The sequence below is a fragment of the Pseudorhodoplanes sp. genome (assembly GCF_059499825.1).
Genome location: NZ_JCABZI010000014.1, coordinates 1 through 13,003, shown reverse-complemented (window position 1 = coordinate 13,003; position 13,003 = coordinate 1). Strand labels below are relative to the sequence as shown.

Below are 13,003 nucleotides of genomic sequence, written 5' to 3'. Positions count from 1 at the left end.
CTTCGGAGCCGCTTACTGCGCCGGCTTAATATTGGCGTCGCGGATGACCTTGCCCCAGCGCGCGGTGTCGGAAGCAATCAGGTCCGCAAGCTCCGCCGGCGTGCCGCCGACCGGCTGCGCGCCGAGGGTTTGCAGCGTAGCCTTGGCGCCGGGTGCGCCGATCGCCTGCACAACGCCGTCGCGAAGCTTCGCGATCACTGGCTGCGGCGTGCCGGCCGGTGCCATCAACGCATACCAGGAGACCGCTTCGAAGCCCGGCATGCCGGCGGCCTCCGCGATGGTCGGCACGTCGGGAAGCGCTGCGTTGCGGGCTTTGCTCGCAACGCCGAGCGCGCGCAGCTTGCCGCTGTCGATCAGCGGCTTCGCCGTCGATACCTGTGCGAACATGGCGGTCACTTCGCCGCGCATCACATCGGTCAGACCGGGCATGACGCCGCGATAGCCGATCTGTCGCATCTGGATTCCGGCGTTGAGAGCGAACAACTCGGCCGCGAGATGGGCGATGCTGCCGGCGCCGGGCGTGGCATAAGTCAGATTCGCGTCCGGCTTTTTCCCGAGGGCGATCAGGTCCTTTGCCGACTTGATCGGAGAGTCCGCGCCGACCACCAGCACGTTCTCGACATTGGCAATCAGCGTGACCGGCGCGAATTGATCCATCTTGTAAGGCAGGTCGGGCATCAGCGACGGATTGACCGCGGCATTGCCGACCGGCACCAGCGCCAGCGTGTAGCCGTCCGGCTCCGCCTTGGCGACCGCAGCCATTGCAATGTTGCCGGCGGCGCCGGTCCGATTCTCCACCACCACGGTCTGATTCCAGGCCTGGCCGAGATGCTCGCCGACCGTTCGCGCCAGCAGATCGGGTGCGCCGCCCGCGGCAAAGCCGAGGATCAGACGGATCGGCTTCGACGGATAATCGTCCGCCGCCATGGCGGAACTTGCCGTTGCAACGAGAGCCGCCGCAAAAACGCGCGCACCGAATGTCATTGATTGTCCGTCCGTCTCGTGGATACCCGCACGGCCGAACTTTAGACGCTCGCTACCGCCGCGGCTAGGCCGCGGCCTGCGTCAGCGCCTCGACGATCTCGTCGACCACCTCTTCGACCAGATAGAGATCGTCGCCCTCGCCCATCACCCGGATCACCGGTTCGGTTCCGGAGGGACGGATCACCAGCCGGCCGTTGCCATTCAGACGCGCGGTCGCGTCGTCGATCACCAGCTTGACGGATGCATCGTCCAGCGGCTTGCCCTGCTTGTAGCGCACGTTCTTCAGGATCTGCGGCAGCGGATCGAACACATGGCAGACTTCGGACACCGGCCGTCCCTGCCGCTTCACCACCGCCAGCACCTGCAGGGCCGCGACCAGACCGTCACCCGTGGTCGCGTAATCCGACAGGATGATGTGACCGGACTGCTCGCCACCCAGATTGAAGCCCTGCTGGCGCATGTGTTCGAGCACATAACGGTCGCCGACCGGCGTGCGCGCAAGCGAAATCCCGAGCCCCTGCAGATGCCGCTCCAGGCCGAGATTGGACATGATGGTCGCCACCACGCCAGGCTTGCTGAGCCGGCCGTCCTCTTGCCAGCTCCCGGCGATCACCGCCATCAACTGGTCGCCGTCGACGGTGTGGCCCTTTTCGTCCACGATCACCACGCGATCGGCGTCACCGTCGAGCGCGATCCCGACATCGGCGCGCACCTCGCGCACCTTGGCCGATAGCGCCGCGGGCTCGGTCGAGCCGCAATCCTTGTTGATGTTGAAGCCGTCCGGATCGATGCCGATCGCAATCACCTCGGCGCCCAGTTCCCACAGCGCTTCGGGGGCGACGCGATAGGCTGCGCCGTTGGCGCAATCCACCACCACGCGCAGGCCGTCGAGCGAGAGGTCGCGCGGCAGCGTGCGCTTGGCGAATTCGATATAGCGGTCCTGCACGCCCTCGATACGCTTGGCACGCCCGAGATCGGCGGATTTCGCCAGCTTGCGGGTGATGTCCTCGTCCATCACCGTTTCGATTTCGATCTCGACGCTGTCCGACAGCTTGTAGCCATCCGGTCCGAACAGCTTGATGCCGTTGTCGTCGTAAGGGTTGTGCGACGCCGAAATCATCAGGCCGAGATCGGCGCGCATCGAGCGCGTCAGCATCGCCACCGCCGGGGTCGGCATCGGGCCGAACAGCAGAACGTCCATGCCGACCGATGTGAAACCCGCGACCAAAGCGGTCTCGATCATATAGCCGGACAGGCGGGTATCCTTGCCGATCACCACCCGGTGGCGGTGCTCGCCGCGCTGGAACACCAGGCCGGCGGCCTGGCCGACCTTGAGCGCAAGCTCGGGCGTGATCACGCCATTGGCGCGCCCGCGAATGCCATCGGTGCCGAAATAACGACGTGTCACGCTGGAACCCCCGTCCCCGTTACCCAGATCAGGTCCGTGTAATAACTATCCTAGCCGGATTGGCTTCAAAAGTTGTGAGCAAAAGTTGCAAGCCGGGCTGGCCGGCGATTTAGCGTTAACGCCGGCGCCGCCGGTGCCTCAGGGCTCAAATTTCGTCCTTGTCCTGCGAGGAGTGCGGCGGTTGCACCACATTCACAGGGTCGGAGCCGGGAAAGCTCTCCTCGAGCCCCTCATCCAGCGCCTTGTCGAGCCGCTCCTTTTCCAGCCGCTCTTTCTTGGCCTGTTCGGACTCGTGGTCGCCGTGTTTCCTGCCTGCATTCATGCCGATCATCCCTTGCCGGTTCGAGCCAGCCCGCTGTTCCCGCACGTGTTCGCGCCCGCGAAGTGTGCTAATCCAGCCTATATGGGATGGAAACGCCAATGACGCCAATCACCTGCATCGAAGACCTGCGCCAGCTCGCCGAAAAGCGCGTCCCCCGCGCCTTCTTCCAGTATGTCGATTCCGGCTCCTATGCCGAGGAAACCTTCCGCGCCAACCGCGCCGACATGGAGCGGGTCAAGCTCCGCCAGCGCGTGCTGGTCAATGTCGACAAGCGCGACTTGTCCACAACCATCGTCGGGCAGAAGGCCTCGTTGCCGATCGCGCTCGCCCCGATCGGGCTGTGCGGGATGCAGCACGGCAATGGCGAAATTCTCGCCGCCGAAGCCGCGAACGAGGCCGGCGTGCCGTTCTGCATGTCGACCATGTCGATCTGTTCGATGGAACAGGTGGCGGAGGCGACCAAGAGGCCATTCTGGTTTCAGGTCTATGTGATTCGCGATCGCGGCTTCATCGCCGACCTGATCGCGCGCGCCAAGGCGGCGAATTGCTCGGCGCTGGTTCTCACCGTCGATCTGCAGGTGCTCGGCCAGCGCCACCGCGACATCAAGAACGGCATGACCGTGCCGATGAAGCTCAAGCTCGCCAATGTGCTCGACGTCATGTCGAAGCCGCGCTGGGCGATGAGCATGATGAATGCCAAGAGCAAGACCTTCGGCAATCTCGCCGGTCACGTGAAAGGCATGGATGGAGTCAACTCGCTGGCGCAATGGACCGCCAGCCAGTTCGACCCGACCCTGAGCTGGGAGGATGTCGCCTGGATCCGCTCACTGTGGCCGGGCAAGCTGATCATCAAGGGCATTCTCGACGTCGACGACGCGAGGCTCGCAGCGAAGAGCGGCGCCGACGCCATCGTGGTGTCGAACCACGGCGGCCGCCAGCTCGACGGCGCGCCGTCGTCGATCGCGATGCTGCCGAAGATCGCCGATGCGGTCGGCGACGATATCGAGGTGATGTTCGACGGCGGCATCCGCTCCGGGCAGGACCTGTTCCGCGCGCTGGCGCTCGGAGCGAAGAGCTGCCTGATCGGCCGCGCCTACATTTACGGGCTGGGCGCACTCGGCAAGCAGGGCGTGGTCACCGCGATCGAGACCATCCGCAAGGAACTCGACATCACCATGGCGCTGACCGGTGTCACTAAGATCGCCGACATCGACCGGCGCGCACTCGCGACCGAGACGATTCCGGAGCAGACGCACGTGCTGGAATTGGCGGAGACGAAGAAGGCGGCGGCGCGCTGACGCCGCTTGAGCCTAAACATTTGCGGGGACACCCGTCATGAACGCACCGGATCGACCTGTCACGCAGCGTGCGCCGGCCAGGAGCCTAAGCCGGCGGATCATCGCCATGACGATCGCCGGCGGACTGGTGTTCCTGATCCTCTGGCTGATGGCGTTGAGCGCGCTCATGTCGCTCGTGATCGCAGCGGGCGTGTGCATCGCGCTGTTGTCGGCAAGCGCAGTCTCCGATCCGGTCGAGACGGTGCTGGAATTCCTGGTCGCGATCGTGTTCGGCGTGCTGGCCGCGATCGCCGCATTCTTTGCAGCGATCTTCAGTGTCTTCAGCAGCTAGGGGAAACCGCCGTCATCACCGTAAAAGCGTGATCGGCAATCCTCTGCTCCTCGCACCAGATTTCGAAGACCCATTCGCCGGGCACCATTTCCCAGGCCTGTTCAAACGTATAGCTCTGGAATGTCACCGCTCGGTTCGGAACGTCGCATGACATCCGATCGCATTCGAAAACCGTGCCGTCACCCGACACGACTCCGCCGGCCGGAAACCGTGTGATCCAGGTCATCGGAATGAATTCGCCGAAGTCGTCGGACGACAGTACGAAACTTGTACCGAATGTCAGTCCGGGCTTCGCCATGATCAGGCCGGTCTGCTCGATCAGCCTGAAATCACTGAAGAAGTTGTAGAACGGCGCGGCCGCGTTCGGCAGCGCCTCGGTCTCCCCGACGGTCACGTCGAAGATGCCGGATGACAGCCGTTGGTAACGCAGCCGTTGCGCCGATGGCAGAACGATGTCGACAGGTTCCGTACTCACGGTTCCGCTCCGCGCGCCTCTTTGCCGCGATCCAGCCTCATTTGATTATGACAGAATTACTACCGATAAATGTCAGACCGACTTTTCTTACGGAGTGGTTTGATGACGGTCCGACGCCCGCCGCAAGTCCTGGCCTGGTCGAATCCGGTGGCGCGCTGGTGGGGCCTTCTCTCGCTTGTCAGCCTCATCAACATCGCGGTCTGGTTCGCGCTCTATCGCAATCTGCATGAACCGCAGGCCGGCGCGATCGGCGGCAATGCCGGGATCGGCGTGATGCTGGCGCTGTGCGCGGCTTATGTGTTCGGCTGCGCCTTCCGCTCTCTCCTGCCGCGCGCCGACGTGCAGCGCATCTGCCTGTTCGACACCTGGCTCTCGAGCGTGATGGTCGGACGCAGTGTCGCGACGGTGGCGGAAATCTGCTTCGCCGTCCAATGGGCGATCATTCTCTATCTGCTCGGCGACATGATCGGCGCCGACACCACGCTGAATGCCGCGCTGGTCATCGTGCCGCTGATTCTGATCGCGGAAGCCTTTTCCTGGTATGCGGTGCTGACGAAGAAATACTGGGCCAACGCGCTGGAGAATTCGATCTGGGCGGTGGCGTTCTTCATCGTCGGCCTCGGCCTGTTCCGTCTGCTGCCGGAATTCGAGGGTCCGGTTCGCGCGGTGCTGGTCGTCACGATCGTCGGCATCGCCGGCTATCTGGCGTTTCTCGCGACCGTCGACGTGCCGATGTATGTCAAGCGCTGGCGCGAGGAGACGGCGCGCGGCAGCAAGCCGCTGCATCCGCTCGAGGGGTTGCGCGACGTCAACCGGCGCTGGGTGGTGACGCATGACATCTCCGAGTGGCGCGAGGAAATCCCGTGGATGTCGCTCTATTTCAGCGCCGCGGTGTGGGCGAGCCTCGCGCTTTGCGTGGTGTTCTCGCTGGAGCGCGAATTGCCGCGCTATCGCACCGCGCCGGTGGCGGAATGGTCGGCGCAGACGCCGTCGGATCGCGGCGCCAGTGCCGTGCGGGTTTGAGCAGTTCCGATTAGCGACCTGTCGTACTCGCGCGAGCAGGCGTAAGCGTATCGCCCTACCGCGTCACGATCACCTTGGTTCCAAAGCTGACGCGATCATAGAGGTCGAGCACGTCCGCATTGAACATCCGGATGCAGCCATAGGACACCGCCCCGCCGATCGATTTTGGATTGTTGGTGCCGTGGATGGCGCGTTCGCCGCCGGCCAGAAACAGGACCGCCGCGCCGACCGGATTATTCGGCGCGCCGGAAGGGACCACCGACGGCAGGTTCGGCTTGTCGCGCCGCACGATGGCCGGTGGCACCCAGGCCGGCCGCAGCATCTTGTTGTTGATGAAGGTCGTCCCGCTCCATTGCAGGCCTGAGCGGCCGACGCCAACCGGATAGCGCACAGCCTTCCCACCGCCGAGCACGTAATACAGCGAACGCTCATTGTTGCGCACTACCACGGTGCCAGCCGCGCAATTGCCGGAGAAGCCGACGATTGCGCGGGCTTGCGCGGGTTGCGGCATCGCCGGGACCACAGCAAGCAGGGATGCGACTGCCGTCGCAGCCAGCCAACGTGAAACCTGCATGGCTCAGTGGCTCCCATGGAGTGGCGGCCTGGTGCCGCACCCACGACACTATCAGCAGCCCTTCCACCGGACAAACGGCACCGGATGACCGCCGGCCCGGCGCGTGCGCTCAAAACGGCGTATGGCGGCGGCAGCCGGATACGCCATCCGCCATCCGCATTATTTCTGCAGCGGGATCTTCGCCTCTTTGACGATCTTTGCGTATTTCGCCACGTCGTCGTTGAACTTCTTCGCGAATTGCTCCGGCGAACTGCCGACCGGCTCGGCCACGAAGGTCGCAAGCCGCTCGCGCACATCCGGCGCCTCCAGCGCTGTCTTGGCAGCCTGATAAAGCTTCTGCACGATCTCGTTCGGTGTCTTGGCCGGGACGAAGAAGCCCTGCCAGCTTCCCATGTCGAAGCCGTTGACGCCCTGCTCGGCCACCGTCGGCAGGTCGGGCATCACCTTCGCGCGTGACGCGCTGGTGACGGCGAGACCCTTGACCAGCTTGTTATCGGCATTCACCCGGCCGGTCGCGATCGGAACGATCGCAAGATCGACCTCGCCGGAGATCAGCGCGGTATTCAGCGGTGCATCGCCCTTGTAGGGCACGTTGGCGATGTCGATACCGGCCTCGCCCTTGAGCATCTCCATCGACAGATGCAGCGGATTGCCGATGCCGGTCGAGCCGTAATTCAGAACGCCGGGCTTCTGCTTCGCCAGCGCGATCAGTTCCTTCACCGAAGTAACGCCGAGCTTGTTGGACGCAACCAGCAGGAGCGGCGATTCAATGAGCTGCGTGACCGGGATGAAATCCTTGTTCACGTCGAACGGCAGCGAGGCGTACAGCGACGGGCTGATGGCCAGTCCGTTGGTGGTCAGGAACACCGTGTAGCCGTCGGGTGCCGCACGCGCCACCGCGTCCGCGGCGAGATTGCCGCCGGCGCCGGGCCGGTTCTCGATCACCACCGGCTGGCCGAGCGATTCCGACATCTTCTGCCCGACCACGCGCGCCACCGTATCGACGGCGCCGCCGGCCGCGAACGGCACCACGATGCGGACCGGCTGGCTCGGATAGCTCTGCGCCGATGCGGCTGTGGATGCAAAGGCGGCGACCAGTCCTGCCACGCCTGCGAAGAGCGCGAGTGCGCGTTTCATGTCGAAATCTCCCTTATGGTTTCGTTCGATGTCCCGGTCTTGTGCGACCGGGTTCCGGTTCGGACGCGCGCGGTCCTAAGCCGCGATGCGGGTCTCCTTCATTTCGATGACATCGAGATTGAGGTTCTTGAGCAGCCGGTAGATCGTGTCGATCTCTTCCTGCTTCGGTTTCGGCATCGGCGCCCGCATGAAGGGGTTCGGAATGAGGCCGCGCAGCCAGGTCGCGGTCTTGTAGCGGATGTGCAGCCGGCCCATGTCGGCGATGTATTCCTGGAGTTCGCACAGGCCGCTGTCCCAGATCTGGCAGGCCTTTTCGAGATCGCGCGCATCCCACGCATCAAGGTGGTCGAGCATCGGCTCCTTGGCGAAGGTCCAGAAGCCGCTCAGCGTGCCGTCGAACATGCCGGTGGCGCGGTATTCGTGGAAGCGCGACGCCAGCGCTCCCATCACCGCGACCGGACGGTCGAGCCCGCGCAGGCCCTTGGCGATCAGGCGGAAGCCTTCATAGGTGTAGGTCATCTTCCAGCCGACGACGTTCTTGACCTCGCGGCAGATGCGCAGCGTGGCATTCAGCGGCAGTCCCGGGAAGAACGGCGGCTTCGCGCCACCGACCGGATGCGTGATGATCGGCAGATCGACGGCGCGGTCCTGCGCGATGATCTGGTCAAGCCAGATTTCCGGATAGCCGTCAGCATCCCAGCACGAGGTCACATCCTGTGCGCCGCCGGGAGGCGTCACGAAGATGCCGTCGACGCCGAGCGCCTTGCAGTCCTTGGCGGTTTCGACCGTCTCTTCCGTGGTCAGCGCCCAGGTTCCGGCGATGATCGGCAACTTGCCGTGCGCCTCTTCCATCGCGATTTCGAGGACGCGGCGCTTTTCCTCGCGCGTCATGTAGAAAATCTCGCCGGCTTCCGGATTGATGCACAGCCCGCCCTCGCGCGCGAAGCGCTTGTCGTCGGCGAAATAGCGGACGTAGTTGCGGAATGCCTGCTCGTCGATCTTGAAGGAACGGTCGTAGGGCAACAGCACGGCGACGTAGCGGCGATGGCCGACAGTCTGCATCGGAACCTCCCGAAAAAGCATGGAAGCGCTTGGGCGCTTGTTGCCCTTGTCTTTACGCAGGTTGCCTATCAATGCAATTTCATTATTGTCATAATCGTATAAACAGCATTCATAGCCATGAACCTGCGCAATATCGACCTCAACCTGCTGGTCGCCTTCGACGCCCTGATCGCCGAACGCAGCGCCTCGCGCGCCGCAGGAAAGCTCGGCGTGACCCAGCCCGCGGTCAGCCACGCGCTCAAACGGCTGCGCCATCTGTTCAAGGACGATCTGCTGGTCCGCGGCCCGCGCGGGCTGCAACCGACCGGCCGCGCGCTGTCGCTGCACCCGCAGGTGCAGTCCGTGCTGGCCGATATCCGCTCCATCGTCTCAACCGGCGCGGAATTCGACCCGGCGACCACGCGGCGCGCCTTCCGGCTGTCGATGAGCGATGCCATGAGCGTGGAGGCGCTGCCGGCGATCGTGCGCCGCATCCGTCGCGACGCGCCCAACATCGATCTCGTCATCAGCACGTCGGGCCCGCAGGAATCCTGCAGCCGCATCGCCGACGACGCCATCGATCTCGCCATCGGCGTGTTTCCGCATGTACCGAAGGACTTGTTCAGCCGCCGGCTCTATGGCGACACGCTGATCTGCGTCGCCGACAAGCGCAATTCCCGGCTGAAAAACGGACGCATGACGCTGCAGGATTATCTCGACGCGCCGCATGTCACCGTCGCGCGGCATCGCGACACCGGCATTCAGGTCGACGAGATTCTGGACTCGATGGGGATCCCGCGCCGTATCGTGGTCGCGGTGCCGCACTATCTCAGCATCCCGTCGCTGATCCGCGGCACCGACCTTGTCGCCCATACGCGCCGGCGGCTGTTGTCGGTCTTCCGCCGCTCCACGGGGCTCGTGGTGTTTCCGGTGCCGATGAAAGTGCCGGAGTTGGAATTCATCCAGATCTGGCACAAGCGCTACGAAGGCGATCCCGGCCATCGCTGGCTGCGCGATCTCGTGCTTGACGCGGTGGGAGCGCAATCGGCGTGAAACGGCGACCGGCACAGGCGCCCTCCACCTTTACATAACTTTACACCGCGCACATCGCCCTGAAACGGGCCCGCTCCAGATTGCATCCGTGGCCGACGCCACATCGCTTCTGGAGACCACCCAATGACCGATATCCGCCCGGATCACCCGATCGACCAGCGCCAGCATGCGCTCGTCGTCCGCCCGCCCGTTCCGCGCACCCGCCGCGGCCGGACCATCCTGTTCGCGGCGCTGGTCGCCGCCACCACCGTCATTACCGGCGCCGCCGTCACCAAGGCCTTCAGCAATCCGTACGGCTTCGGCCCCGGCTGGCACGGCGCGCGCGGCCACTGGGGCAGCGTGCCGCTCGATCCCGCCCAGATCGAGGATCGCGCCGACCGCATGGTGCGGCATCTGTCGATCGAACTCGATGCCAATAACGAGCAGCAGGAAAAGCTGCGCGGCATCGTCCGCGCCATGCTGAAGGACGTGCTGCCGGCGCGCGAGCGCGCACAAGCCGCCCGCCTGCAGGCTCGCGAGTTGATGACGGCGACCACCATCGATCGCAATGCAATCGAGAAGCTGCGCGCCGACCAGATCGCGCTCGCCGACAGCGTGTCGAAACGCATCACCCAGGCATTGGGCGACGCCGCCGAAGTGCTGTCTCCCGAGCAGCGACGGAAGCTCGCCGAGCGTCTGCCGCCCGGCGGCCCCGGCATGGGCATGATGATGCCGCCCTGGCGCCGCGGCTGATCTGAAAACCCCCTCTCCCGCGTGCTGGTCATTCGGGAGAGGGTTGGGGTGGGGGCCGGCTCGAAGTCCCCGCGAAGGCTGGCCTCCACCCCGACGATTTCTCAGGCTCGCATCTGTTGCGAGGCTGCGGATCAGTTGAACGTGTAATTCAGTCCGACGCGCACGATGTTGTAAGCGAAGTCGTCGAATACGAAATTCGAGCTCACGCCCGATGTGCTCGGCGGCGATGGGCTCACCAGGTTGATCGACGTGCCCTGCAGTTCAACGCGCAGATATTCGAGCTTGACCGACCAGTTTGCATCGAGCTTCCACTCGCCACCCAGTCCTGCGGTCCATCCGATGCGTACGTCTTTTCCGCTACCCGCATAGCAGATCGACGTCGGATTGGCGGGGGTCGCAAAACAGGCGAAAGTGCCCGAAGGAGTGCTCACGCCTACGAAGGATGGACCCTTTGGTGCGAGAACCACACTCCCGCTGCTTTCGATCTCGCCGTAGGACAGACCGCCGGTCCCGTAGAGCATCAGGTTCGGCGTCATCAGAAATCCAATTCGTCCGCGCACGGTCCCGAACCATTGCAGTTCGCTTTGTGCGTTGACGTCGAATCCGAAGGACGAACCAAGTGCCGAAGGGTTCAGGAAAGCCCGCTGCGAGCCGCTCCCGCTGATCGCGGATTTTTGAAGATCGGCCTCAACGCCCCAAACAAAGGCGCCCGCTTGCCAGTTGAAGCCCGCCTGAAAACCGCCGATCCATCCCTTTTGATCGAACGCCGTATCGAACGATCCGGGCGCAAAATCAGTGAACCCCGAGCGAAAGAAGATTCGGCTGGCCGGGTCAACCGGCTCGTTGATGCTCGATGCATCGCCCCAGCCAACACCGGTGTTGGCGCCGATGTAAAAGCCGGTCCAGTTCTGTGCGTGGGCGGATGTCGACATCAGAGCGGTTGCCATCGCAACACCGACCAGAAGCCGTCGCATGTGGAATTCCCGGATCAATTATCAAACAATCCACACAAGGATAGACGGGTTTGCGCGTCCCGGCTGTTGCCGAAGAGATACATCGGCGCAAACTCACAGGACTTTCACGGCTCAGGTTTGCAGTTGCGGCAATCACCGATCAGAAGCCGGGGGGCACTCCGCCGTAAAGTTGATCCCTGTCGATGGTCGCGCGTGGATGAGCGTGTCGGCCTTCCAACGCGATCACGGCTCGGTCTGACGAACATGAAATGCCGCGCCTGCAAGGCTCCCCTCAAGGAGACACCGACGGTGACAACCCCGACCTGCCCCTATTGCGGGGCCTATTGGCCGGGCGGCCTCGGCGGATTGTGGGTGATTGGCGCGAGCCTCGTCGCTTACGTGCTGTACCGGTTGTTCGTCGAGCCCGGATGAGGCCGCTCGAGCTTTACAAAACTTTACCTGGCGGAACGAAAACAGACACCTGACGTGGGCATAGTCCCGGGCGTTGAACTCCTTTCCCTCGCCCGGGGAAAGGAAGGGGTGGGGGCCCGCAATAGTCCCCAAGGCGTAGACCCCCACCCCCTCTCCTGCTTTAAACTGCCGTGGAGCGAATTTGACATTCGCCACCCACGCAGCGACGGACCCATCAGGCGAATGCCAAATTCAAAGCTCCACGAGAACCCTATATTTGCTAGTGGTCCTTTGATTCAGACATTCGCGAATGAGCTTGCCGAGGAGGAGCGCGAATGTCTGAATCGGACCACTAGCCCGTGACCGATCGCATCCTGCTCATCGAAGACGACAAGCGCCTCGCCGAAATGGTGTCGAACTATCTCGGCGAAGCCGGCTTTGCGACCGCCATCGCCGGCACCGGCGGAGGCGGCATCGCGCTGCATGACCGCGAGCCGTTCGATATCCTCATCCTCGATCTGATGCTGCCGGACATGGACGGCCTCGATGTCTGCCGCCGGATCCGCGAAAAATCCCAGACCCCGATCCTGATGCTGACCGCGCGCGGCGACGCCATGGATCGCGTGGTCGGGCTGGAAATGGGCGCCGACGATTATCTGCCCAAGCCGTTCGAGCCGCGCGAATTGCTCGCAAGGCTGCGCGCGCTGCTGCGCCGCGCCAAATCCGAGCACAAGCCCGACATGCTGCGCTTCGGCCGTCTCGAAATCGATACCGGCGGACGCCAGGTCCGGCTCGATGGCGAGGAAAAGAGCATCACCGGCTATCAGTTCGCGCTCCTGCTCGCGCTGGCGCAGAATGCCGGACGGGTGTTGTCGCGCGACGCACTGATGACGCTTCTGAAGAACGAACAGCTGGAGGCTTTCGACCGTTCGATCGACGTTCACATCTCGCGCATCCGCGCCGCCATCGAGGACGATCCGAAAAAGCCGAAGCGCGTCATCACTGTGCGCGGCACCGGATATGTGTTCGCCAAGAATCAGGATTGAGATTGGTGGTCTCCCTCTCGCCTCTCCTTCTTCTCCCTCCCCCGTTTACGGGGGAGGGTCGATCGACTGAGCGCATGGCGCGAAGGAGATCGGGGTGGGGGCTTGCTCTGGTCAGGGGGGGGCCCCCCGCCGCCCGCGGCCCCCCCCCCCCCCCCCCCCCCCCGGGGGGGGGGGGCGGGGCCCCCCGCGCACACGGGGGGCCCCGCCAGGCCGCG

Annotated in this window: 15 protein-coding genes; 7 read left to right on the top strand and 8 right to left on the bottom strand. The window is 64.1% G+C overall.

Annotation, left to right across the window (positions count from 1 at the left end; all coding sequences use genetic code 11):
• Positions 1-12 precede the first annotated feature (12 nt).
• From AC5I5I_RS19815 to AC5I5I_RS19805, 3 genes are all read right to left on the bottom strand, one after another.
• Complete coding sequence (locus tag AC5I5I_RS19815) at positions 13-984, bottom strand: Bug family tripartite tricarboxylate transporter substrate binding protein (protein WP_495975854.1); 972 nt, start codon at positions 982-984, stop codon at positions 13-15.
• A 64-nt stretch (positions 985-1,048) separates the two neighbouring features.
• A complete protein-coding gene (gene glmM, locus AC5I5I_RS19810; protein WP_495975852.1) occupies positions 1,049-2,392 on the bottom strand; it encodes a phosphoglucosamine mutase in 1,344 nt (447 codons plus the stop codon).
• Positions 2,393-2,537: 145 nt separating this feature from the next.
• Positions 2,538-2,714, bottom strand: a complete 177-nt coding sequence (locus AC5I5I_RS19805) for a hypothetical protein (RefSeq protein ID WP_495975850.1) — start codon at positions 2,712-2,714, stop codon at positions 2,538-2,540.
• Positions 2,715-2,812: 98 nt separating this feature from the next.
• On the opposite strand from AC5I5I_RS19805, the gene AC5I5I_RS19800 reads away from it, so the two are divergent.
• Entirely contained in the window at positions 2,813-4,012 is a 1,200-nt protein-coding gene (locus AC5I5I_RS19800) for an alpha-hydroxy acid oxidase (RefSeq protein WP_495975848.1), read from the top strand.
• 37 nt (positions 4,013-4,049) lie between these two features.
• A complete protein-coding gene (locus AC5I5I_RS19795; RefSeq protein ID WP_495975846.1) occupies positions 4,050-4,343 on the top strand; it encodes a hypothetical protein in 294 nt (97 codons plus the stop codon).
• On the opposite strand, the gene AC5I5I_RS19790 is transcribed toward AC5I5I_RS19795, so the two are convergent.
• The gene (locus AC5I5I_RS19790; RefSeq protein WP_495975844.1) at positions 4,333-4,818 is read right to left on the bottom strand and encodes a DUF3859 domain-containing protein; all 486 of its coding nucleotides are present in this window, start codon (positions 4,816-4,818) and stop codon (positions 4,333-4,335) included. The two genes, AC5I5I_RS19795 and AC5I5I_RS19790, sit on opposite strands and share 11 nt — an antisense overlap.
• A 102-nt stretch (positions 4,819-4,920) precedes the next feature.
• On the opposite strand from AC5I5I_RS19790, the gene AC5I5I_RS19785 reads away from it, so the two are divergent.
• Positions 4,921-5,841 carry a hypothetical protein gene (locus tag AC5I5I_RS19785; protein ID WP_495975842.1) on the top strand — a complete coding sequence of 307 codons (921 nt, stop codon included), beginning with the start codon at positions 4,921-4,923 and terminating at the stop codon, positions 5,839-5,841.
• Between the two features lie 55 nt (positions 5,842-5,896).
• Here AC5I5I_RS19785 and AC5I5I_RS19780 read toward each other — a convergent pair whose 3' ends face one another.
• The 3 genes from AC5I5I_RS19780 to AC5I5I_RS19770 all read right to left on the bottom strand — a co-directional run bounded on the left by AC5I5I_RS19780 (position 5,897) and on the right by AC5I5I_RS19770 (position 8,614).
• Positions 5,897-6,352 carry a L,D-transpeptidase gene (locus AC5I5I_RS19780; protein ID WP_495976301.1) on the bottom strand — a complete coding sequence of 152 codons (456 nt, stop codon included), beginning with the start codon at positions 6,350-6,352 and terminating at the stop codon, positions 5,897-5,899.
• A 222-nt stretch (positions 6,353-6,574) separates the two neighbouring features.
• Positions 6,575-7,552: a tripartite tricarboxylate transporter substrate binding protein gene (locus AC5I5I_RS19775; protein WP_495975840.1), complete on the bottom strand. Its 978-nt coding sequence runs from the start codon at positions 7,550-7,552 to the stop codon at positions 6,575-6,577.
• 75 nt (positions 7,553-7,627) lie between these two features.
• Complete coding sequence (locus AC5I5I_RS19770) at positions 7,628-8,614, bottom strand: dihydrodipicolinate synthase family protein (protein ID WP_495975838.1); 987 nt, start codon at positions 8,612-8,614, stop codon at positions 7,628-7,630.
• 117 nt (positions 8,615-8,731) lie between these two features.
• Between AC5I5I_RS19770 and AC5I5I_RS19765 the strand changes: the two genes are divergently transcribed.
• Positions 8,732-9,646, top strand: a complete 915-nt coding sequence (locus tag AC5I5I_RS19765) for a LysR family transcriptional regulator (RefSeq protein WP_495975836.1) — start codon at positions 8,732-8,734, stop codon at positions 9,644-9,646.
• A gap of 123 nt (positions 9,647-9,769) precedes the next feature.
• The gene (locus AC5I5I_RS19760) at positions 9,770-10,378 is read left to right on the top strand and encodes a Spy/CpxP family protein refolding chaperone (protein WP_495975834.1); all 609 of its coding nucleotides are present in this window, start codon (positions 9,770-9,772) and stop codon (positions 10,376-10,378) included.
• A 131-nt stretch (positions 10,379-10,509) separates the two neighbouring features.
• On the opposite strand, the gene AC5I5I_RS19755 is transcribed toward AC5I5I_RS19760, so the two are convergent.
• Positions 10,510-11,352, bottom strand: a complete 843-nt coding sequence (locus AC5I5I_RS19755; protein WP_495975832.1) for an outer membrane protein — start codon at positions 11,350-11,352, stop codon at positions 10,510-10,512.
• Between the two features lie 288 nt (positions 11,353-11,640).
• Here AC5I5I_RS19755 and AC5I5I_RS19750 point away from each other — a divergent pair, with 288 nt between their 5' ends.
• Both AC5I5I_RS19750 and AC5I5I_RS19745 read left to right on the top strand, forming a co-directional pair.
• Positions 11,641-11,763, top strand: coding sequence for a hypothetical protein (locus AC5I5I_RS19750; protein ID WP_495975830.1), 123 nt, complete (start codon positions 11,641-11,643; stop codon positions 11,761-11,763).
• Positions 11,764-12,101: 338 nt separating this feature from the next.
• A complete protein-coding gene (locus tag AC5I5I_RS19745) occupies positions 12,102-12,788 on the top strand; it encodes a response regulator (protein WP_495975828.1) in 687 nt (228 codons plus the stop codon).
• Positions 12,789-13,003: the final 215 nt, after the last annotated feature.

Coding starts and splice junctions, on each gene's coding strand:
- AC5I5I_RS19780 (WP_495976301.1), bottom strand. CDS start 6,352: ATGCCGCAACCCGCGCAAGCCCGCGCAATCGTCGGCTTCTCCGGCAAT.
- AC5I5I_RS19805 (WP_495975850.1), bottom strand. CDS start 2,714: ATGAATGCAGGCAGGAAACACGGCGACCACGAGTCCGAACAGGCCAAG.
- AC5I5I_RS19765 (WP_495975836.1), top strand. CDS start 8,732: ATGAACCTGCGCAATATCGACCTCAACCTGCTGGTCGCCTTCGACGCC.
- AC5I5I_RS19815 (WP_495975854.1), bottom strand. CDS start 984: ATGACATTCGGTGCGCGCGTTTTTGCGGCGGCTCTCGTTGCAACGGCA.
- AC5I5I_RS19770 (WP_495975838.1), bottom strand. CDS start 8,614: ATGCAGACTGTCGGCCATCGCCGCTACGTCGCCGTGCTGTTGCCCTAC.
- AC5I5I_RS19760 (WP_495975834.1), top strand. CDS start 9,770: ATGACCGATATCCGCCCGGATCACCCGATCGACCAGCGCCAGCATGCG.
- AC5I5I_RS19785 (WP_495975842.1), top strand. CDS start 4,921: ATGACGGTCCGACGCCCGCCGCAAGTCCTGGCCTGGTCGAATCCGGTG.
- AC5I5I_RS19775 (WP_495975840.1), bottom strand. CDS start 7,552: ATGAAACGCGCACTCGCGCTCTTCGCAGGCGTGGCAGGACTGGTCGCC.
- AC5I5I_RS19755 (WP_495975832.1), bottom strand. CDS start 11,352: ATGCGACGGCTTCTGGTCGGTGTTGCGATGGCAACCGCTCTGATGTCG.
- AC5I5I_RS19795 (WP_495975846.1), top strand. CDS start 4,050: ATGAACGCACCGGATCGACCTGTCACGCAGCGTGCGCCGGCCAGGAGC.
- AC5I5I_RS19800 (WP_495975848.1), top strand. CDS start 2,813: ATGACGCCAATCACCTGCATCGAAGACCTGCGCCAGCTCGCCGAAAAG.